A 15,380-nucleotide genomic window follows, 5' to 3' on the forward strand; every position below is an offset into this window, starting at 1 on the left:
GGGCGCTTTATTGCGCGCTCCAGCCGCCGTCGATCTTCAACTCCGAACCGCGCATTTCGCTCGCGGCGTCGGAGCAGAGGAACACGGCGAGATCGCCGATCTGCTCCGTCGTCACGAACTGCGCCGACGGCTGCTTCTCGCCAAGTAGCTTCGCGCGGGCGTCGTCAGGCGAGAGCGATTCGCGTGCGGCGAGATCGTCGATCTGCTTCTGCACGAGCGGCGTATGCACGAAGCCGGGGCAGATGGCGTTGACCGTCACGCCGCTGCGCGCGTTTTCGAGCGCGGCGACCTTCGTGAGTCCGAGGATGCCGTGCTTGGCCGCCACATAAGCGGACTTGCCGACCGACCCGACGAGTCCGTGCACCGAAGCGATGTTGATGACGCGTCCCCAGCCGCGCTCGCGCATGCCGGGCAGCGCGACGCGCATGGTGTGAAACGCCGAGCTGAGATTGATGGCGATGATCGCGTCCCAGCGTTCCACCGGGAACTGGTCGATGGTCGCGACATGCTGGATGCCCGCGTTGTTCACGAGAATATCGACCGCGCCGAAGGTTTCGTTGGCGAAGGCGAGCATGGCTTCGATTTCGCCGGGCTTGGTCATATCGGCGTCGTGATGCACCGCTTTCACGCCGATGGCTTCGATCTGCGCGAGGGCGCCGTTCACATCGCCGAAGCCGTTCAGCACGAGATTCGCGCCGGCTTGCGCAAGCGCCGTGGCAATGCCTAAGCCGATGCCGCTCGTCGAGCCGGTGACGAGCGCGGTCTTGCCGGCGAGCGATTTCGATGCGAATTGAGTCATGGACAGATTTCTCGATGAGTTTGAAGGGAGATGCGCGTTCGGCTGACTTTACAAAACGTCGCTAACTTTGCCTAGTGCGTAAAACACCGCGCATCGAAACACGGCCGCAAGGAGCCGATGTTATCTTTGCCAGCAACCCCAAGGAGCCCGACCCATGCTCTCACTCATTTACCGCGACTACATTGCCTGCCTGAACGACAAGGACTGGACGAAGCTCGGGCAGTTCGTTCACGACGAGGTGTCGTATAACGACGTGCCAGGCACGCTGGCGGGTTATATCGGCATGCTGGAGCGAGATTACGAGCAGATTCCCGATCTGCATTTCAATATCGAACTGCTCGTTGAGGACGCGCAGACGGTTGCGGCGCGCCTGCTGTTCGATTGCTCGCCGAAGGGGACGTTCCTCGGCGTGCCCGTACACGGCCGGCGCGTGTGCTTTCGCGAGAACGTGTTTTATCGATTTCGCGATGAGCGTATCGAGCGGGTGTGGTCGGTCATCGATAAGGCGGCGATTGAAGCGCAAGTCTTGTGAATGATTACATGCCATGTAATCGTTGAGGCCCGCTAAGCCTTTGCTGGCGGGCCACCGTCTAGAATCGTCTACTATCCGTCTATTTGTATTTATATGGCAATTTTCAATTCAGTCCATTCCGCGCCGCGCACGTCGCGGTACAAAGACGTCATCTCCGCCGACTTGTGACCGAGGAGCGCCTGAGCGAATTTCGCATCGTACTGCTCGGTATAGAGACGTGCCGCAAGACTCCGAATCTCGTGGAACGAAGCCGGTGTCCGACCATCCTCCCACGTTAAACCCGGTGTCGAGTTGCGGGTGTCTGCAAATGCTCGTGTGAGTTTTTCAGCTGTTACGCGGGCGCTTCTTCTCTGACCGCCGCGCGTCTCGGTGTAATGCAGCATGTACGCGGATACGGCGTCGTCTCTGCACCGCTTCACCACGTCGTCAAGCGACAGTTTGAGCGCCCCTAGTCGAAGCGACAGCGGAATGCGCAGCCGCACAGATCCTCGCCCTTTGGTCTGAACGACCGCTAAGAATCCATCTTTCGCCTCGGCAAACTGCATCTTCGAGACATCCTCCCGGCGCTGCGCAGTGATGAGTGCCAACTCCATGCTTCGCGCGATCCACGAATCAGGCGACTTCTGCGCTTGCTTATAGATGGCGAGGAAGTTCTCCAGGGTGAGCCGCGATCTCACGACTTCAATGTCGGGCCGCCGTGTGACGGAAACAGGATTCTTCCCTCCTTCGATCAAGCCTTTCGTCTCAGCCTCGCGAAACATGTCGTGCATGGTCTTGCGTATCAGAGCGGCCATAGGCGCGCCGCGTGCCGTGGTAGCGGTCAGAATAAAGTCGGCGACCTCGCTTGTTTTCACCTCTCTCAGGAGCCTGTCGACGAACGGCGCGGTGCAAACGGCTCGGATGCCGGCGCGAACAGTCTTCATCGTGCTCGGTGTCGGATTGCGAGTCTCCGCATAGATCACAGCGTACTCTGCCGACCAGGCGCGCAGCGTCCTGTCATCCGGTGCAGTCATGCGCTGCACGATCGATCGATGGCCTCGACTCTGTTCGAGCTCTGCGTTGGCGGCGCGCGCTTCGCCAAACGCCTTCGCCTGATCGCGGCCAATACCGTAATCCTTCTTGGTGTCAGGATTGCGCCAGTAGAAATAGCCCGTGCTGTTCTGATACAGGTTCGCGGGCCAGTGCCGGCGCTTTGCTTCACGACGCCTTGCGGCCATTCCCAAATCTCCGTTGCATCTCGCCTGCGTCGTCGTAATAAACGGCGGTCGGTTCGACAAAATACTTGGCGCCGCATTTGATGGGCTGCGGCACAATACGGCCATTTTTACGCCAGTTGCGCAGCGTGTTCCGATGCGGCTTCTCTTTTCCGAACAGCAGTTCTGCCCACTGCTCAAGGGAGACTAGCTTCGCCATTTCTCGACTCCGAGATACGCGCGCGCCACGCGCATGAATTCTTCGATGTTGCGGATCATTCCGTGCTGCTGTCCTTCATCGTGTAAAGCCGCACCATTTCTTCTTCGGTAGCGACGTGCGATCCGTCTGGACCAGCGCGGTTGTCCTCGAGCAGGTCGGCTTTCGTCGGGCCGTACAAACCGCCGCTGCAGCCATACTGGCGAACGCGCGCCATGCGCGAGTCGTGCAAGGCCATGTCGAGATCTATACCGTCCCTCTGCAAGTCGGCACGGAGCGAGTCGATGAGATCCGGCTCGTCCATCAGTTCGGTCTGCGGTTTGTCTTCGCTCCAGATGCAATACTTGCCGCCGAACTCTGCGATATATCCGCGCATCACTCCCTCCAAATATCCATGCTTCCGCAGCGGGCGCACATCAGAACGGCACCGGGAAAACAGGTGTCACGATCAACGCATCGCGCTCCTCTTTGCTCTTAGCGCCGCCCCAGAAGTATTCGCCTGACTCGACGTATGCTTCGACGTTTGCGCCGCCATATTCGGACTTCAGGCACAGCAGGCCGTTGAACAGAAAGAAGCCGGGCGGACAATCCTGAAGCGAGCATGGTTGGTCTTGCTCGAACTGCAATGTGACTCGGTCGTTATCACTCATCGCTCTTCTCCTGTCCGGTATGCGCGGGTTGCATGAGGGCGCGCAATTCGTCGCTGATTTCGCAGGCGCAATGCCGCGCGCCGGTTCTAATTCCTTCCAAGAAGCCGCTCATGAAGGGGCTGCCATCAATCGCTTCCTTTTGGACTCGGGCCTCGCGTGCCAAGCACAGTTCCTTCGCTCTCTCCAGCGCCTGTCGCTCGGCTGCTTGCCATGCAACATACTGGTTGGTCATATACCCATATTCGTACTGCCCATTGGGCAAGAGAACAGGTTTGTCTCCGTCAAGAGACTCAATCCACGCCTCAAACCTTTCCCGGCTAGTCATCTACTTCTCCTTCGTGTCGGTGGATGCGCTCCACTTAGACTTGTAAACTTCGATGAACTCGGGTTCGAACTGAGAGCGCCAGCCGCAGCTAATGCACTGGAATTGTTCTCCGTCGAATGGCGCTCGTGCAGAAGCGCGACAGTCCTCGTTTCCGCAATATGGTCTATATCCCGGACGAGTCATAAGATTGAATCGAACGATGCTCAAGATTTTTCCCCTTCCTCGGATGCGCGCTCGTCCTGCATGGCGCGGGTGATGGCGGCGTCAATCTTCTCGAATACGCGCGGCACTTTTGTTTGGTCCAGCCCGTTATCGACCATGCACTGCCTTGCGAGTATCAGAGCTTTTAATGTCTTTGCATCATCCGGCGCGGGGCGGGTGAATACGACCCGAGGCTCGAAGCACGCCGGATACTTCGCCATGTGGTCGAATCCATCTTTGCTCTGATCGGTCCACGTGTCAGCAAAGCGAGAACCAATAGTGCGCGCTTGGTAAATCGGTTTCCTCTGCGCCAATACGCGGGATTCGAGGGCGGATTTGAATCCCTCCTGAAAGAATGTCTGAACGTCCATATCCAGCCAATCGTTGGATTCATGGTCGTAACGATTCGAAAAGGCATCAAACGCTTTCTCGGCGGTTTTGTCGTTGTCAGTCATTTGCTCGCTCCCTTGGCGATAGCGGCACCGTTATTCCAAAGCATCATGCAGAAGTTAGCCACGTCACGCGGGTCGCCTTTATCGACATGCTCACGGAGCATGCGTGACAAATCATCCGGCGAGCATTGCTCCCATCCGCCGCGACCTTTAGCGCGTGCTGCTGCCATCTTCTCTTTCATGGCTTGCGCGAAACGGTCCACCGCTTTAGCATCGGGATGTATTGCCTCTTGCTTGTCGCTCGTCTCCCGAATATCGCTTAGCGCCTCAAGCACATCGTGGTATTGGCCGATGGGCACAACGCTAAACAGAAGTTGTCGAACCTCTTCGAATTCTCGGTCGTTCATTTATTCATCTCCGCAATGATTGCGAATGCGAACTCTTCTACCGTTCTCGTTTTTTCCCACAGCCTGTTGATCGTGGATTTGCTCAACGTATTCTTAATAGGTCGCGTGAAAAGCGGTTCAAACTTACGCCCGTAGAGCGATGCGTGATAAACGCTCGAATCGCTTGGGGCGTCCTCGCAATACTGATAATTTCCTTCCCCATCGAAATATCGCCAAACCACAGGCTCCGCGCTCACATCTAGGGCGTACTTCTTTGCTAACGCATACGCTTCATCGACCTTCTCTTTAGAGACGTGCCCCGCTGCAATTAGCGCATCAATCACGTATGCGTCTTGCGTCTTCGTGTTCATCTTGTTCTCCTTCTCTCGCTATAGGTGTTTCGGCAATAGGTCAGGCGGCGGCAATCATTCGCCGGTACACGTCAGCCATGTACGCCGACCAGTTGTATTCGCGGTTGATCCGCACGTTTAGCGCAAACGACACGGCCACGTCGAGCATTGCGGGCGTCGGATCGAGCGGGACGCGCTTCGAGTCTTTCGCAACAACGGGCGACAGCATTGCTCGCAAAGCGATGTTTTCTCGCTCAAGCTCCCGCGCGAGCGGCGCAAGTTCTTGATGCACCGCCTCGAAATAGCGCGCTTGTGCTGCTGCGCTTGTGCCGGGGAATTCCTTCATCACGGCATCAATGCATGCTTCGACTCGCGGAGCGCCAGTGTCAAGCGGTTCGTCATCGTCTTTCACGTCTTCTCCTTCGTGTCGGTGGATGCGCCTTGCATTGCACATTTCGATCGTTGCATCGAGATCGTAGAAATCCAACTTCGCTCGGCTACGCTGCAACGTGTATCCGCGACGAGCCATGAACCAGAGAAACACGTCGATCACATAGCAGTGGCCGGTGACACAATCGACTTTCCTGGCGTATTCGTGCTCCTCCACGTCGATCGTTTCATGCATCGCTTTGAACAAGTCTTTCTGGTCGTGAAAGTCGCGCATGATTGCCGGAAGATATGCGCCGGACTTAAGCCATTCCTCGATCACGATTTCTCCCCTTCCTCGGATGCGCTCTCGTCTTCCGGAATGTCTGAAACGTCAGATAGCTCGAACGTTCCAAGGTCTTCAACGCTGAATTCTTCGAATACAAAAACACCGCCGCCTTGTTGAACTTCTGTGCGCGCATCATCCTCGTTGTCCGCGTCTACGTAATAAACTTGATAGCCGCTAACGGAAGTCACATCGACGGTAAATGTGTATCTCTTCACGATTTCTCCCCTTCCTCAGATGCGCGGTTAGCTGCGATGGCGGCGTCGATTTGCTCCACATCTTCAAACTCAAGCAGACCAAGCTTAACTGCCATATGGAATCGTTTTGCTTGCAACTCATCCGCACTTCCTTTGGCTCGATGCCGGATCAATTCATCGCTAGCCCAACTTACCCAACTTTGCTTAGGGGTCTCCGCATCGCGCACATCAGCGGATGCGATGGGGTGGGCATAGAGCTTACGAGTGTTCCAACCCGTCCTGCCTTGCGTTGCATCGTAGACTTCCTTGCTAATGTCCATCCAAACGCCAGGCATCTGTTCGCTCTGATACACCGCCTCTTGCTTGTCGCTACCAGCAGCAATTGCTTTTATGTTGTTTTCTAGGTGCTCATAAGCTTCGCTATAGTTCATTTCAAATCCTTTGTCGAGAATTTGGCAGAGCGTATCGAGGGCATCGGTATCTTCACCATCCTCATCCACGTATTCTCCGAACTCACGAAGGCTTAATACCGCGTTTTGTAGAACGATGACCCCTCGCGCCACCACCTCTTGCTTGTCGCTCTCTGTAAGGAGAGCCGCTAAATCGTAGAGTTTCACGGCGCGAAGAATCTTTTGCGCGTGATCGATGGCGTTCTTCTGCTCGTCAGTCATTTGCTCGCTCCCTTGCATTCAAGCGTTGCTGCCGCCATTAAATGGATACTCAGACCTAACGCAACAGATAGCCGCGTTGCCATATGCAGACTGACGTTCTGAGTCCGGTCATTTTCAATTGACCAGATATGAGATTTAGAACTGCCGGCAGCATCGGCGACTTCCTCAAGCGTCATACCAAGGGCTTCACGCCGGTTCCTAACCATGTCGGAGAGGTTCATCAATCCTTCTCCGGTGGCTTGCCGTGCTTGACCCAATCAGGAAGTTCGTCCAATTCCTCCCGCGTCATCGGTCTAGGAGCCTCTTGCTTGTCGCTCGGTTCGGCAAGGATGGACTCGATATGCGGAATGTATTTGCGCATATCAGCGATTTGGAAAGCCGCTATTGCCATTCGCAACGCATATTTCTGCTCTTTAGTCATTTCAAATCCTTGTCGGGAGATGTGACAAGTGCACGTCGGTTTGCTCGAACGAATGCTTCCTGTACGGCGCTGTCGTTGAGAACGACCCGCGCATATCCGACGACCTTGTCGTTCACTTCCTTTACGCTGTACGCGCCGATAAGACCGCACATGTTCGCCAGTTCGAACAGGTGTTCGTAGCTGATGCCGTCAGGCGATTTCGTTTCCGCTTTCGGGACATATACAAGCATGTGATCCCACGCGCGCGGATCGACGTTCTTAGCCTCGCTGCCGAGCCGGTCTACTAAATCCATCATGGCATCGCTTATCGGCTGTGCCGCCTCTTGCTTGTCGCTCATATCTTCAAGTGCAGTCCCAAGCCGGACGCACATTTCTTCGGTCAGCATCAGATACTTAGTGCCGCGCTGAACAACGCATTCTGCTTCTTCTGCTATTGCTCGCCACAAGGTAAGTGCATTTGTCATTTCAAATCCTTAGCTAAAGAAGTGAGCGCAAGCCCACGTCACTAATGCAATAAAGATCACGCCAAGCGCTCCGACTATCACGCCCGCATCAAAATCCAATACGACTGTCATTTATTCATCTCCGCAATGATTGCGCGTATCAGGCGTCACGAGCGCGCAGCATGGCGTCGGCATCCATATACCGTAGACGTGCGCGCACTTCGGCCCAGTACATCGAGTTCGCCACCGGATCAGCGGTGTAGTCGGGCGGCGCAGCATTCATCAGTGACATCGCCAAGCGCACCGGAATTTCATCGCCGAGATTCGAATGCACCGCGAAGTAATCACGCAGCGTCATGCCGCCGAATTGCCACGTTGACATTCCGTCTTGGTGACCGAATTCGCCAGTGATGTCGTCCATCTTCGTGCTCACCGGAAACGCCGGTCCACCTGTGTTCTTTTCATTCACGTTCTTCTCCTTTATGGGCGCGTATCAGTTTCTTTGGCGTAGCTCATTGCTTCGTCAGCGGCTTGTATGAAGAGAGCAGCGGTCCGCGCGTTGATCGCGTTGCCGTAGCCCTTGGCGCGCACTCGTTCCAAAGCAATGGAAGGTTCATCGCTAGGCAATAGATCGGTGTAATCACCTGCCATGGCAGCCCTAATTCGAGCAGCCGCGTTGCCAGACTCGGCGAATGCCGCTTGCGTTGCGACAGAAACGCATTCGATCGACTGATGTCCTTTCCGTCGCGCGCGCAAGGAGTTGGCAACGAAGTAAAGCCTGTTTCGGATGTGATCAGCGCCTGCACCAGCTGCACTGGTAACTGCCGCCGCGCAGGCGTAACTCTGCGACTCCATCTGGTCGAAAAGATCGTCGAGCCACATGAGTCCATCACGGCTTCCAACTTGTTCGCCAAAACAAACGTCAGGTCTGCACTCGCGGATGAGACCAAACCACGCGGGAGCAAGGTGTCTGGGGTCGTTGAATCCAGCTCGCTCGTGTGCGACTGCAGCGACGCTGAAAGGTTGGCATGGACAGGAACCGGTCCAAACAGGTCGGTCGTCAGGCCATCCAGCGAGCCGAAGGGCATACGACCAGACGCCGATTCCGGCGAAGAAGTGACATTGTGTGTATCCGCGCAAGTCGCTAGGTCTGACATCCTCGATGCTCCGTTCGTCCACGTCGCCCGGCGCGATATGCCCGGCTTCAATAAGATTGCGCATCCACTGCGCCGCGTATGGGTCGATTTCGTTGTAATAGGCTCGGCCCACGTTCTTCTCCTTTATGGGCGCGGGTGCGATACGCGCGTCACGCCTTTGCTTTGACGATGTGGCTTTCGACCCATTGACGCATGCGATGCCAGCGCGCTTCTTCCTGACGCGCCTTAGGCACGCATACGGACTTGACGCGGCGGTCCCACGGGCGCATCGGGCCGCATATCTCGATTTCTACGAAATCCCACGGATACATCCCTTCGTCGTTCTCAAAGACGATCTCGGCGGCGAGGGCCGGCGCGATATTAAACGCTTCGGCAACAGCCTCGCGGTCATCAGGATCAAGCTTTGACATGTCGATGCCGCGCGCCGCGCCGAGCACGCCGATCGTGCAGAAGTCGCCGTCAGCCGTTTCGAGTTCGTCGGCGATCAGGCGCTTTTCCGGCATGGCATCGAGCGCTGCCGCGAGCTCGCTCAGGAACGCTTGACCGCGTTCGCCTTTGATTGCCGAGTTCACTGCGCCACGCCAACGAATGAGCGCCCAGCCGTCGCAATCGTCGCTGTATCCGCTTCTGCTCACGACGCCTCTCCGGTTGCTTTGGCAATAACAGAGCGCGCGGCGTCGCCGATCGTCCGCATTGGGATGCTGTCGCCTACAAGGGCGTTCATATCGAGAAACGGCTTGGCCTTGATATGGCCGGAGTCGATGCCACGAAGCACCAGTTCGGCAAATTCAAGAAGGTCAGGCGCAGCGGCGATCAACGCTACATTCGCGCGCGTTTCTTCCGCTTCCCAATCGGGCGCACCGTCATAGGCCGGCTTGAGGACGTTGGCGATCTTGAACCGCGTGCCGGCGATGCTGCCGCGAATGCGCACATACGGCTTATCGGCTTCATCGGGCAGCAGCATCCATGGGCCGCGAGTGTGTTTCGTGCTCACGCTTTCTTCTCCTCGAACATGTCGATGGTCTTCGTGTCGCGCTCAGCCTCGGCATCCGCCTGCAGGTTTCCGAGGATCATCGAAAGCCGCGTGCGACCATCGCCGCCGTAGGGCAGGCAATCACCGTCCCAACCGATCGACGAAAGCTGCGATTCGCTTTTGATCTCGCGGCCGAATCCATAGTCGTAGTCGGTATGGCTCACGTCGCCGAGCGATTCGCGCGCGGTTTCCTCAGCGACCTGCATGGCGTGCGTCGAATCAGTCGCCATTACGACGGTCACGATGCTGATCTCGACGGAGTAGGGCTTAAGCGTGCTCACGGCGTCTCCTGTTCAGTTACCTGATGCAATGCGCGTCGACTCAGGCTGCGCTACCGCATAGACTTGCTGGCCATCGGCGTTCGTCGTTGTCGTTTCCGTCTCGCCCTTCAGCAGCTTGTGCTTCACGAAGATCGAGCGGACTTTCGGGTCGATGGAAGCGAGGATGTCCAGCGCTGCCGATCGGAGTTCTTTTGCGTTTTCGGGATCAGATACCGCGGCTTGCTGCACGCGTTCGAATGTGCGGAGCATCACGCACGCCTCGTCGATCTTTGGCGCGCCAACGCTTACCGCGAAACCCGGTCCGCCAGCGGCAAGGCCAGCCGTTCCGCCGCAATAGTCACCAGAGAACGAGCCTGCGAAGCCAGGGAGGACCGCATTGCCGGTCGTGCGCGCCGTATAGCTGCCGCTGTACTCGACCTTGTTCGGGCTGTTGAAGGTGATCTGTTGAGCGTTGCCTTGATTCGTCGCGCCGGCCACGGAAGACGTGGTTGACGTGTTCTCTGCGTTGCCCGACACTTGAGCCATCGCGGGTGCAACCGCGAAGAGCGCGATGAGGGCGATGAATTTCGTTTTCATTTGTGGCTCCGGGAAGCGGGCCGGGTTCCATCCGGCCCGCATCTTGTTGTCCGATGTTCCGCGCTTAGTGGATGAAGCTGATTCCTGCGATACCGCCAATTGCACCGACTGCACCGATAGCGCCGGTCGCGAACTGCCCACTGCCTTGTGCTGCGGTCGTCGTATTGCCGTATGCCGCGCCGCCATTCGCGATGCTGTTGCCGACGTTCGTCGGGGCATTGCCGACTGCCGATCCCGTGACACCTGAGTTCGAAAACTGCGTCGTGTTGGTGACGACCGTCGCGCCGACGCTATTCACGCCACCGCCAATCGTTGCCGTGCCGCCAGTGTTGTTGAACGCGTTCTGATACGAAGCGCCCGTGCCGCCGACCTGCGCGGCCGTCACTGCGTTGCCGTTGCTGATGCTTGCAGCCGAGCCCGACACGCTGCCGCCGAATGCGGATGCGCCGGCGCCGACGACGATGCCACCCTCGACGCCGGTGGCGTGCGCGACATTGAACAACGATGCGAATGCTGCTGCGACGACTGCCAATGCGATTTGCTTCTTCATTTCTGGTGCTCCTCGTGTAATGCACGTGGCGGACGTGCGGCCGTTTTAATCGAGAGGCAACACTTCGTCAGCGTTTCTCTTTGCGGATGCGAGGTTGTCGTCGGCGATCTCGATGGCGTCAGTGATCTGGCCGTCTTTGCCGCCCATAAACTCGTCATGAGCAGCCGTCATCGCTTCTTCTTCTCCCTCGGTGTCTTCAACTTCGACGAGAACGACTTGCCAAGTCTCGACCTTCATTTCGAACCACTTGCTCATGTCGATCTCCTAGATACGGCCGGATTACGCGCCGGCACGCGGGGGGTTGGAATTCAGTTCGAGATGGGCCGCTGGATCTGCACCGAGTCAAGCCACTTCTGCTGCTTTTCGAAAGCAGCGGCGCCGCGATTGAAGAGAAGGGCAATAATTGCGGCAAGCGACCAAACGGTGAGGACTACTATCGGCAAAGTGGACATGAGGGTGAGCCTTTTCGGGATGCGTTATCAGATGCAGCGCGTATGCGCGCAGCGTTCCATTTCAGCTTTGCGGTGAGACGTCTCGGAATCTATGACCAGGAACACGGCCGCGACGATGAGGACGACACCCCAGATCTTCAGCAGGCTCATTTCCAGAGCGCGCCGGCCGGAACTGCGACACAGAGGAACCAAACCATCCCAATCGAGATTGCGACGGCCGAGCCCATGCCGATCGTCTTGTAGATCTGATCAACGCGGCTCAGTCGAGCAATGTCGAGCAGAGCGTTGTCGTTGATTGCGCGTTCCATCGTCTATCCCCGGTTAGATGGTCAAGAGCCAAAGGCCACCCGCCGTCGCGAGGATGCCAACGACGAGACCGGCGCTTACTAATGCTGCGAGCTTTCCCATGTTCGTCTCCCTAGAGCGGTGGGTGAGTGCATGGGAGTAATAGTAGTCCGACTGCTAGCGCATGTCAACAGCGCGACTAATAAATTCGAACGTCCATTTGTAACAGTCGAATGAGAGAGGCGGGTGACGTGCCCGTACAACAAAAAAACCCGCCGAAGCGGGTTCTTTTCTGTCGATGCGGGTCTCTACTTACTTGCTGCCGACTAGGATGAACGCATCTGATCGATCCGGGAGGGTCGCCGCCGCAACGATTTCATTGTTGCTTACAGCCAACACACCAACCATTGTCTTGCCGGGGTAAGTACAGGCTGTCGAGCCAAACGTCACCGCCGCATCCCACACGTTCTTACCATTGTGAGCCGCGATGACGCCCTTGAATGAGCAGCCGCTGGGGCCTTGGCCGGTGAAAGTGGCATCAGCGTTGATCGTCAGGCTGACGCTCTCGCCGCCTTTCACAGATCCGGCCGCACCGGTGTAGGTACCCGCAATCGATGTGAGGGTGGGCGACTGGTCATAGACAGGGCTGTACGTTCCGGAGAACGTGATGCCGGCGCCACCTCCTGAGTTGGGCGAAACCGTGCCGCTGATATTGCTTTTCACCGTGTACGTCGCCGCCACTGTGTCGTTCAGAACAGTGTTCTGGCCGATGTAATAGTTTTTCGCATCGGTGGACTTGAACGTTCCGCCCGATGACGAGGACGTACCTTGTACAAGGCCGACCGTATTGCTTGTCGCGTTCGTGTAGACGAAGTAATAAACCCCTGTGTCCAAGATCACGCCGACGATTGCATCGTTGCTCGAGTCGGTGCCTTGATAGATGCCGTTCGCCTCGGCGCTTGGGGAGGTAGGAGGCGACGTATTGCTGCTCCCGCCACCGCCGCCACCACATGCGGCAAGCATCGACGCAAGAAAGGCCGCGGAGATCATCTTCATTTTCATCTTTACTACCCTCGTTTTAGCTCGGCTTATTCGGGCGAGCTTTACCCGACTGCTATGGCCATGCAGTTCTATTCTGTTTCCGCGCGGCAGTATTCAAAGGGGTGGCGCGGAGCCGCCCTTTGACATGAGGTCGACGATGCAGATAAGAGCCACGAGGATTGTCCCCGCCGCGAACAGGCGCGACGCCGTGTGCTGGGCCTTATCGCTTATGAGCGCGATCATGCGCGTGATGATGTATAGGCCGACCATCAGCCCAATGTCTGGAATCATTTGCCCTCTCTCGTTCTTACATTCTTTGCCGGATCTTTCTCGCGGGCACCGCATGCGCCACGTAATACATCCACGAGATGTCCGACTCTTTTAGCAACAGCGTGCCCGGTTCACCATACGACGCGAGCTGAACGCCGCCCCGGCGCGAGACGAGCCTTCGAAGCATCGTCTCGCCGTTCATCATGCGAACCAGGACATCGTCTTCCAGCTCTGGTTCAGTGCCCGGCTCGACCAAGGCGAACTCTCCCGGGTTGAATCGCGGGGACATTAGCGTCCCGACGATCGGGGAAAGGAAGGCTCGCGGGTCCGTAGTCGCCAATTCGGCGTAGTGATCTGTAACTCCCACTGGGTGATCCCCGTCAGTCCAAAGTGTCTCTGGCATCCCGGTGTCCGCGTAATTCACCACGAAGACGCGCCGGACGTTCCTATCGTCTACCGAATACTGTAGAGGAATCGGGACGTTCGCAGTCTCATTTCTTTGCAGCGAATGCAAAGTATCGCTCTTTTCGGTCGATGCTGAAAAGCCGATTTGAGGCGCGATCTGGTCGTTATTCGCGACTATCGCCCAGCCCATTTCACTGTTAGGAAGCGCCAGAAGCCCCGCCTGGCGTAGCTCGGCGGAGAGATCAGGGCTTATTTCGTCGGGGGTGACTCCGAATAGACGGGCGAGCTTGACGAGAGTGTGCGGATTCAAAGGTATCTTTCCGCGCAAGTATTGACTTAGCGCACTTTGATTGAATCCGAGTTCGGCCGCTGCTGCTTCCTGCGACCGAGGCAAGCCCGATTCTGCTTGACGCTGCTGCCACTTACGGAAAAGCGACTGTATTCGCCCGGCATCGGCGAGCTGAGATGAGGTAAGGGGTTTCGCGGGCATAGCGCAAAGATAGAAGCACGGCTAATAAGAATCAAACAGCACGACTGTTGACAACGCCTAGCAGTCGGACTAATATAACTACATGAACGGACTAATCACACTTCGCAAGCGCCTCGCAATGTCGCAAGCCGAAATCGGCGCAGCGATCGGGGTCACTCAGTCAACGATCTCGCAAAGCGAGCGCGGCGAAATAACCTTGTCCGTCGAGGTTGCGAAACGCCTTCGAGATTTCGCTCGTAGCAAAGGTGTGAGGACGACTCTAGACGACCTCTATACCAGCGACACGGAGGCTGCATGACCGAAGCGCCGCTTACAGCAGCAGAGCAGAAAGAGGTCCGTTCGATGTTGCTTGATCTTGTGTCGAAAAACTTGCCGGAATCGTTTCTTGATGAGGTGCGTAAGAAAGCGGTCCTGCAGATCCGCAAACTGAAAGCGGAGTCAGCAGGACCAGCCAAAGCAACGAGGTAGGCAACGCCGTAATTGCTGGTTCGAGTGTGGAGCTCACCAGTCTGTACTTCGTAGTGCTAACGGCGTCGTGGTCAGCCGCGCCAGTTTTTGTGGTCATTTTTGTTTTACCCCGTCAAACGTGTCGTTTTTTCTTATGACGCCACTTTATACGGGTGAACCCTCAGAAGAAACATTCGTTTGGAGTTGCCGTGAACACAGCCGACGCAGCATACGCAGTAGCACATGAATATCCGGGCGGATGCGAAGCGCTCGCGCCGCGCCTCGGCATGTCTGGCGCTCTCTTGCGCAACAAGGTCAACACGAACCGGACGCCTGAGAACCGCAACGTGCTGAACTTGGCCGACGCTGTCCGGATGACCGACCTGACGGACGACGAGCGAATCCTCGAAGCCTGGCTTGCTCAGCGCAACGCCGTCATGGTCAAGCTTCCGGACGCGTGCGAAGAGCCCGACAACGAAGAGATCGTCGACAAGTTCATGAGCCTGACCGTGCATTACGGACAGCTCGCCAAGCGCTTCCGCGAAGCCACCGCTGATGGCGAAGTTGACGATCAGGAAATGGCAGACCTCGAACGCATCGGCGGTTTGATTCACCGCGCCGTCGAGGAAATCAACATGCTGACGAAGCGCATCTACCGTCGCGAGCCGCAATCGGCTGCCGCGGCGCTCGTGAAGAAGGTTTCGTGATGAGCGCCGGCCCTGACTTCATCCCCATGGCATTCCCCGACTTCATCACGACAGGCCGCATGTTCGACGGTCCGCTCACTGCCGAATGGCAAGAGCGCGAGCGAGCGCAGCAGCCGAAGAAGATCTGCATCGCATGCGGCACCACGCGCGGCGATGACGGCCATCTTCCCTGCGGTCACGACAGCATCTGAGGCTAT

The 15,380-nt window shown here is 57.1% G+C and carries 34 protein-coding genes; 5 read left to right on the forward strand and 29 right to left on the reverse strand.

All coding sequences use genetic code 11. The annotated features are described in order from the left end of the window. Positions 1 to 7 precede the first annotated feature (7 nt). Positions 8 to 799 (reverse strand): 3-hydroxybutyrate dehydrogenase, encoded by a 792-nt coding sequence (locus tag P9292_RS13800; RefSeq protein WP_309959508.1) that lies wholly within the window; start codon positions 797 to 799, stop codon positions 8 to 10. Positions 800 to 953: 154 nt separating this feature from the next. On the opposite strand from P9292_RS13800, the gene P9292_RS13805 reads away from it, so the two are divergent. Further along, on the forward strand, positions 954 to 1,331 hold the full coding sequence (locus P9292_RS13805) for an ester cyclase (protein ID WP_309959509.1): 378 nt from the start codon (positions 954 to 956) through the stop codon (positions 1,329 to 1,331). Between the two features lie 89 nt (positions 1,332 to 1,420). Here P9292_RS13805 and P9292_RS13810 read toward each other — a convergent pair whose 3' ends face one another. From P9292_RS13810 to P9292_RS13945, 28 genes are all read right to left on the reverse strand, one after another. Then, complete coding sequence (locus tag P9292_RS13810; RefSeq protein WP_309959511.1) at positions 1,421 to 2,548, reverse strand: tyrosine-type recombinase/integrase; 1,128 nt, start codon at positions 2,546 to 2,548, stop codon at positions 1,421 to 1,423. Next, a complete protein-coding gene (locus P9292_RS13815) occupies positions 2,529 to 2,744 on the reverse strand; it encodes an excisionase (RefSeq protein WP_244828932.1) in 216 nt (71 codons plus the stop codon). The genes P9292_RS13810 and P9292_RS13815 overlap by 20 nt, the downstream gene beginning before the upstream one ends. Positions 2,745 to 2,799: 55 nt before the next feature. Continuing rightward, positions 2,800 to 3,117 (reverse strand): hypothetical protein, encoded by a 318-nt coding sequence (locus tag P9292_RS13820; protein WP_309959513.1) that lies wholly within the window; start codon positions 3,115 to 3,117, stop codon positions 2,800 to 2,802. Between the two features lie 40 nt (positions 3,118 to 3,157). Next, complete coding sequence (locus tag P9292_RS13825; protein WP_309959515.1) at positions 3,158 to 3,391, reverse strand: hypothetical protein; 234 nt, start codon at positions 3,389 to 3,391, stop codon at positions 3,158 to 3,160. Continuing rightward, entirely contained in the window at positions 3,384 to 3,716 is a 333-nt protein-coding gene (locus P9292_RS13830) for a hypothetical protein (protein WP_309959517.1), read from the reverse strand. Before P9292_RS13830 ends, P9292_RS13825 begins: the two co-directional genes overlap by 8 nt. A gap of 203 nt (positions 3,717 to 3,919) precedes the next feature. Beyond that, positions 3,920 to 4,372 carry a hypothetical protein gene (locus P9292_RS13835; protein ID WP_309959518.1) on the reverse strand — a complete coding sequence of 151 codons (453 nt, stop codon included), beginning with the start codon at positions 4,370 to 4,372 and terminating at the stop codon, positions 3,920 to 3,922. After that, on the reverse strand, positions 4,369 to 4,716 hold the full coding sequence (locus P9292_RS13840; RefSeq protein ID WP_309959519.1) for a hypothetical protein: 348 nt from the start codon (positions 4,714 to 4,716) through the stop codon (positions 4,369 to 4,371). Before P9292_RS13840 ends, P9292_RS13835 begins: the two co-directional genes overlap by 4 nt. Beyond that, on the reverse strand, positions 4,713 to 5,066 hold the full coding sequence (locus tag P9292_RS13845) for a hypothetical protein (RefSeq protein ID WP_309959520.1): 354 nt from the start codon (positions 5,064 to 5,066) through the stop codon (positions 4,713 to 4,715). Before P9292_RS13845 ends, P9292_RS13840 begins: the two co-directional genes overlap by 4 nt. Before the next feature lie 40 nt (positions 5,067 to 5,106). Beyond that, positions 5,107 to 5,754, reverse strand: coding sequence for a hypothetical protein (locus P9292_RS13850; protein ID WP_309959523.1), 648 nt, complete (start codon positions 5,752 to 5,754; stop codon positions 5,107 to 5,109). Beyond that, entirely contained in the window at positions 5,751 to 5,975 is a 225-nt protein-coding gene (locus P9292_RS13855; RefSeq protein ID WP_309959525.1) for a hypothetical protein, read from the reverse strand. The genes P9292_RS13850 and P9292_RS13855 overlap by 4 nt, the downstream gene beginning before the upstream one ends. Continuing rightward, positions 5,972 to 6,625 (reverse strand): hypothetical protein, encoded by a 654-nt coding sequence (locus P9292_RS13860; protein WP_309959527.1) that lies wholly within the window; start codon positions 6,623 to 6,625, stop codon positions 5,972 to 5,974. Before P9292_RS13860 ends, P9292_RS13855 begins: the two co-directional genes overlap by 4 nt. Next, entirely contained in the window at positions 6,622 to 6,846 is a 225-nt protein-coding gene (locus P9292_RS13865; RefSeq protein ID WP_309959529.1) for a helix-turn-helix transcriptional regulator, read from the reverse strand. Before P9292_RS13865 ends, P9292_RS13860 begins: the two co-directional genes overlap by 4 nt. Continuing rightward, on the reverse strand, positions 6,846 to 7,046 hold the full coding sequence (locus tag P9292_RS13870) for a hypothetical protein (RefSeq protein ID WP_309959532.1): 201 nt from the start codon (positions 7,044 to 7,046) through the stop codon (positions 6,846 to 6,848). The genes P9292_RS13865 and P9292_RS13870 overlap by 1 nt, the downstream gene beginning before the upstream one ends. Beyond that, positions 7,043 to 7,510: a hypothetical protein gene (locus tag P9292_RS13875; protein ID WP_309850418.1), complete on the reverse strand. Its 468-nt coding sequence runs from the start codon at positions 7,508 to 7,510 to the stop codon at positions 7,043 to 7,045. Before P9292_RS13875 ends, P9292_RS13870 begins: the two co-directional genes overlap by 4 nt. A gap of 139 nt (positions 7,511 to 7,649) precedes the next feature. Next, on the reverse strand, positions 7,650 to 7,958 hold the full coding sequence (locus tag P9292_RS13880; RefSeq protein WP_309959534.1) for a hypothetical protein: 309 nt from the start codon (positions 7,956 to 7,958) through the stop codon (positions 7,650 to 7,652). Positions 7,959 to 7,969: 11 nt separating this feature from the next. After that, a complete protein-coding gene (locus P9292_RS13885; RefSeq protein ID WP_309959536.1) occupies positions 7,970 to 8,758 on the reverse strand; it encodes a DNA cytosine methyltransferase in 789 nt (262 codons plus the stop codon). A 37-nt stretch (positions 8,759 to 8,795) separates the two neighbouring features. Further along, positions 8,796 to 9,281, reverse strand: a complete 486-nt coding sequence (locus tag P9292_RS13890) for a hypothetical protein (protein WP_309959538.1) — start codon at positions 9,279 to 9,281, stop codon at positions 8,796 to 8,798. After that, entirely contained in the window at positions 9,278 to 9,640 is a 363-nt protein-coding gene (locus tag P9292_RS13895; RefSeq protein WP_309959540.1) for a hypothetical protein, read from the reverse strand. Before P9292_RS13895 ends, P9292_RS13890 begins: the two co-directional genes overlap by 4 nt. Next, on the reverse strand, positions 9,637 to 9,960 hold the full coding sequence (locus P9292_RS13900) for a hypothetical protein (protein WP_309850430.1): 324 nt from the start codon (positions 9,958 to 9,960) through the stop codon (positions 9,637 to 9,639). The genes P9292_RS13895 and P9292_RS13900 overlap by 4 nt, the downstream gene beginning before the upstream one ends. A 12-nt stretch (positions 9,961 to 9,972) precedes the next feature. Beyond that, positions 9,973 to 10,536 carry a hypothetical protein gene (locus P9292_RS13905; RefSeq protein ID WP_309959542.1) on the reverse strand — a complete coding sequence of 188 codons (564 nt, stop codon included), beginning with the start codon at positions 10,534 to 10,536 and terminating at the stop codon, positions 9,973 to 9,975. A gap of 64 nt (positions 10,537 to 10,600) precedes the next feature. After that, the gene (locus tag P9292_RS13910; RefSeq protein ID WP_309850435.1) at positions 10,601 to 11,086 is read right to left on the reverse strand and encodes a hypothetical protein; all 486 of its coding nucleotides are present in this window, start codon (positions 11,084 to 11,086) and stop codon (positions 10,601 to 10,603) included. 45 nt (positions 11,087 to 11,131) lie between these two features. After that, positions 11,132 to 11,341 carry a hypothetical protein gene (locus tag P9292_RS13915; protein ID WP_309850437.1) on the reverse strand — a complete coding sequence of 70 codons (210 nt, stop codon included), beginning with the start codon at positions 11,339 to 11,341 and terminating at the stop codon, positions 11,132 to 11,134. Positions 11,342 to 11,394: 53 nt separating this feature from the next. Beyond that, entirely contained in the window at positions 11,395 to 11,538 is a 144-nt protein-coding gene (locus tag P9292_RS13920) for a hypothetical protein (protein WP_309850440.1), read from the reverse strand. A 27-nt stretch (positions 11,539 to 11,565) separates the two neighbouring features. Further along, on the reverse strand, positions 11,566 to 11,688 hold the full coding sequence (locus tag P9292_RS13925; protein ID WP_284509394.1) for a hypothetical protein: 123 nt from the start codon (positions 11,686 to 11,688) through the stop codon (positions 11,566 to 11,568). Continuing rightward, on the reverse strand, positions 11,685 to 11,846 hold the full coding sequence (locus tag P9292_RS13930) for a hypothetical protein (RefSeq protein ID WP_309850445.1): 162 nt from the start codon (positions 11,844 to 11,846) through the stop codon (positions 11,685 to 11,687). Before P9292_RS13930 ends, P9292_RS13925 begins: the two co-directional genes overlap by 4 nt. 289 nt (positions 11,847 to 12,135) lie before the next feature. Next, positions 12,136 to 12,885 carry a hypothetical protein gene (locus P9292_RS13935; RefSeq protein WP_309959544.1) on the reverse strand — a complete coding sequence of 250 codons (750 nt, stop codon included), beginning with the start codon at positions 12,883 to 12,885 and terminating at the stop codon, positions 12,136 to 12,138. A gap of 93 nt (positions 12,886 to 12,978) precedes the next feature. After that, entirely contained in the window at positions 12,979 to 13,155 is a 177-nt protein-coding gene (locus P9292_RS13940; RefSeq protein ID WP_309959546.1) for a hypothetical protein, read from the reverse strand. A gap of 16 nt (positions 13,156 to 13,171) precedes the next feature. Continuing rightward, positions 13,172 to 14,029 carry a helix-turn-helix domain-containing protein gene (locus P9292_RS13945; protein ID WP_309959548.1) on the reverse strand — a complete coding sequence of 286 codons (858 nt, stop codon included), beginning with the start codon at positions 14,027 to 14,029 and terminating at the stop codon, positions 13,172 to 13,174. Between the two features lie 82 nt (positions 14,030 to 14,111). Between P9292_RS13945 and P9292_RS43165 the strand changes: the two genes are divergently transcribed. The 4 genes from P9292_RS43165 to P9292_RS13960 all read left to right on the forward strand — a co-directional run bounded on the left by P9292_RS43165 (position 14,112) and on the right by P9292_RS13960 (position 15,374). Then, complete coding sequence (locus P9292_RS43165) at positions 14,112 to 14,327, forward strand: helix-turn-helix transcriptional regulator (protein ID WP_409015162.1); 216 nt, start codon at positions 14,112 to 14,114, stop codon at positions 14,325 to 14,327. Continuing rightward, on the forward strand, positions 14,324 to 14,497 hold the full coding sequence (locus P9292_RS13950; RefSeq protein ID WP_309959550.1) for a hypothetical protein: 174 nt from the start codon (positions 14,324 to 14,326) through the stop codon (positions 14,495 to 14,497). The genes P9292_RS43165 and P9292_RS13950 overlap by 4 nt, the downstream gene beginning before the upstream one ends. Before the next feature lie 188 nt (positions 14,498 to 14,685). Next, entirely contained in the window at positions 14,686 to 15,183 is a 498-nt protein-coding gene (locus tag P9292_RS13955; RefSeq protein ID WP_309959553.1) for a YmfL family putative regulatory protein, read from the forward strand. Then, positions 15,183 to 15,374: a hypothetical protein gene (locus tag P9292_RS13960; protein WP_309959554.1), complete on the forward strand. Its 192-nt coding sequence runs from the start codon at positions 15,183 to 15,185 to the stop codon at positions 15,372 to 15,374. Before P9292_RS13955 ends, P9292_RS13960 begins: the two co-directional genes overlap by 1 nt. Positions 15,375 to 15,380 lie beyond the last annotated feature (6 nt).

Origin of the sequence: Caballeronia sp. LZ001 (genome assembly GCF_031450875.1) — a bacterium.
Lineage (GTDB): Bacteria > Pseudomonadota > Gammaproteobacteria > Burkholderiales > Burkholderiaceae > Caballeronia.

Bases quoted from the DNA above. Each gene is read 5' to 3' on its own strand.
- P9292_RS13835 (WP_309959518.1), bottom strand. From the start codon at position 4,372: ATGACTGACAACGACAAAACCGCCGAGAAAGCGTTTGATGCCTTTTCG.
- P9292_RS13925 (WP_284509394.1), bottom strand. From the start codon at position 11,688: ATGAGCCTGCTGAAGATCTGGGGTGTCGTCCTCATCGTCGCGGCCGTG.
- P9292_RS13935 (WP_309959544.1), bottom strand. From the start codon at position 12,885: ATGAAAATGAAGATGATCTCCGCGGCCTTTCTTGCGTCGATGCTTGCC.
- P9292_RS13930 (WP_309850445.1), bottom strand. From the start codon at position 11,846: ATGGAACGCGCAATCAACGACAACGCTCTGCTCGACATTGCTCGACTG.
- P9292_RS13810 (WP_309959511.1), bottom strand. From the start codon at position 2,548: ATGGCCGCAAGGCGTCGTGAAGCAAAGCGCCGGCACTGGCCCGCGAAC.
- P9292_RS13945 (WP_309959548.1), bottom strand. From the start codon at position 14,029: ATGCCCGCGAAACCCCTTACCTCATCTCAGCTCGCCGATGCCGGGCGA.
- P9292_RS13960 (WP_309959554.1), top strand. From the start codon at position 15,183: ATGAGCGCCGGCCCTGACTTCATCCCCATGGCATTCCCCGACTTCATC.
- P9292_RS13950 (WP_309959550.1), top strand. From the start codon at position 14,324: ATGACCGAAGCGCCGCTTACAGCAGCAGAGCAGAAAGAGGTCCGTTCG.
- P9292_RS13870 (WP_309959532.1), bottom strand. From the start codon at position 7,046: ATGACTAAAGAGCAGAAATATGCGTTGCGAATGGCAATAGCGGCTTTC.
- P9292_RS13915 (WP_309850437.1), bottom strand. From the start codon at position 11,341: ATGAGCAAGTGGTTCGAAATGAAGGTCGAGACTTGGCAAGTCGTTCTC.
- P9292_RS13905 (WP_309959542.1), bottom strand. From the start codon at position 10,536: ATGAAAACGAAATTCATCGCCCTCATCGCGCTCTTCGCGGTTGCACCC.
- P9292_RS13940 (WP_309959546.1), bottom strand. From the start codon at position 13,155: ATGATTCCAGACATTGGGCTGATGGTCGGCCTATACATCATCACGCGC.
- P9292_RS13845 (WP_309959520.1), bottom strand. From the start codon at position 5,066: ATGAACACGAAGACGCAAGACGCATACGTGATTGATGCGCTAATTGCA.
- P9292_RS43165 (WP_409015162.1), top strand. From the start codon at position 14,112: ATGAACGGACTAATCACACTTCGCAAGCGCCTCGCAATGTCGCAAGCC.
- P9292_RS13920 (WP_309850440.1), bottom strand. From the start codon at position 11,538: ATGTCCACTTTGCCGATAGTAGTCCTCACCGTTTGGTCGCTTGCCGCA.
- P9292_RS13805 (WP_309959509.1), top strand. From the start codon at position 954: ATGCTCTCACTCATTTACCGCGACTACATTGCCTGCCTGAACGACAAG.
- P9292_RS13860 (WP_309959527.1), bottom strand. From the start codon at position 6,625: ATGACTGACGAGCAGAAGAACGCCATCGATCACGCGCAAAAGATTCTT.
- P9292_RS13825 (WP_309959515.1), bottom strand. From the start codon at position 3,391: ATGAGTGATAACGACCGAGTCACATTGCAGTTCGAGCAAGACCAACCA.
- P9292_RS13865 (WP_309959529.1), bottom strand. From the start codon at position 6,846: ATGAACCTCTCCGACATGGTTAGGAACCGGCGTGAAGCCCTTGGTATG.
- P9292_RS13820 (WP_309959513.1), bottom strand. From the start codon at position 3,117: ATGCGCGGATATATCGCAGAGTTCGGCGGCAAGTATTGCATCTGGAGC.
- P9292_RS13840 (WP_309959519.1), bottom strand. From the start codon at position 4,716: ATGAACGACCGAGAATTCGAAGAGGTTCGACAACTTCTGTTTAGCGTT.
- P9292_RS13875 (WP_309850418.1), bottom strand. From the start codon at position 7,510: ATGACAAATGCACTTACCTTGTGGCGAGCAATAGCAGAAGAAGCAGAA.
- P9292_RS13830 (WP_309959517.1), bottom strand. From the start codon at position 3,716: ATGACTAGCCGGGAAAGGTTTGAGGCGTGGATTGAGTCTCTTGACGGA.
- P9292_RS13815 (WP_244828932.1), bottom strand. From the start codon at position 2,744: ATGGCGAAGCTAGTCTCCCTTGAGCAGTGGGCAGAACTGCTGTTCGGA.
- P9292_RS13910 (WP_309850435.1), bottom strand. From the start codon at position 11,086: ATGAAGAAGCAAATCGCATTGGCAGTCGTCGCAGCAGCATTCGCATCG.
- P9292_RS13800 (WP_309959508.1), bottom strand. From the start codon at position 799: ATGACTCAATTCGCATCGAAATCGCTCGCCGGCAAGACCGCGCTCGTC.